1 protein-coding gene is annotated in these 1,082 nt (G+C 64.5%); it reads left to right on the forward strand.

Features of this window, described 5'->3' with window-relative positions; genetic code table 11:
- Positions 1-205: 205 nt before the first annotated feature.
- Positions 206-799: an HhH-GPD-type base excision DNA repair protein gene (locus IEY62_RS21605; protein WP_189021457.1), complete on the forward strand. Its 594-nt coding sequence runs from the start codon at positions 206-208 to the stop codon at positions 797-799.
- The last annotated feature ends 283 nt before the right edge of the window (positions 800-1,082 follow it).

Below are 1,082 nucleotides of genomic sequence, written 5' to 3' on the forward strand. Positions count from 1 at the left end.
TGGCCGCCTACCGAACCGTACACACCTTCCGGCTTTCCGTTTCGCACCCGGCGACTCAAAAAACAATACACGCCCCACAACCCCAACGCAAATCCACCACCCCACACCCCCACACCAACCCCCAAAACCCCCACAACCACCACCGAACCCCACCCACAACCACGCCCGAATTTGCGCCGTGACGACGCCGCCGGCGGGTGGGAGGATGGGACGCATGGAACTCCACATCACAGGCGACGACGCCGCGGACCAACTGCTCAGTCAAGACGCTTTTGCGTTGTTGACGGGCATGCTGCTCGATCAACAAGTCACCATGGAATCCGCCTTTGCGGGCCCGGAGAAGATCCGTGCACGCCTCGGGACCCTGGACCCCGGCGCTGTTGCCGACCAGGATCCAGCCACCTTCGTGGAGCTCTTCAAGGAGAGGCCGGCAGTCCACCGCTTCCCGGGCTCCATGGCGGGCAGGGTCCAGGCCCTCGCAGCCACGGTGCGCAGCGACTGGGACGGCGATGCCGCAGCGATCTGGACGCGAGGAAACCCTGACGGCCCCGAAGTACTCCGCAGGCTCCAGGCACTCCCCGGCTACGGAGAGCAAAAGGCCAGGATCTTCCTGGCGCTCTTGGGCAAGCAGTGCGGCCTCAAAGCCAACGGGTGGCGGGAGTCCGCCGGCCACTACGGAGAAGAAGGCTCCTACTTGTCCGTAGCCGACATTGTGGACCCAACCTCACTGGCCAAGGTCCGCGCCAGCAAGCAAGCAGCAAAAGCCGCAGCGAAGGCCGCCAAGACAAGCAACGCCTGAACGGCCGCCATCTGACTAGGCCTTCCCTTGGGGGTGGGTTGTGTGGGGTGGGGGGTCAAACACAAATAGGGCCCCAATCCCTGGGCTGGGGTTGGGGCATGCCAGCCTGGGGTTGGGGCCTGCCAGGCACGGTTGGGCGCTGGCCTGTCCGGGCGCGGTTGGGTGTTAGTGGTGTTGGTTTGTTAAATGGCAAGAGCCCCGACCCTTTTGGGGGGTTGGGGCTCTTGGCTAATGGTTGTCCGGCGGTGTCCTACTCTCCCACACCCTCCCGGGTGCAGTACCA

This window comes from Paenarthrobacter histidinolovorans (assembly GCF_014647595.1).
Lineage (GTDB): Bacteria > Actinomycetota > Actinomycetes > Actinomycetales > Micrococcaceae > Arthrobacter > Arthrobacter histidinolovorans.

Bases quoted from the DNA above. Each gene is read 5' to 3' on its own strand.
- IEY62_RS21605 (WP_189021457.1), top strand. From the start codon at position 206: ATGGGACGCATGGAACTCCACATCACAGGCGACGACGCCGCGGACCAA.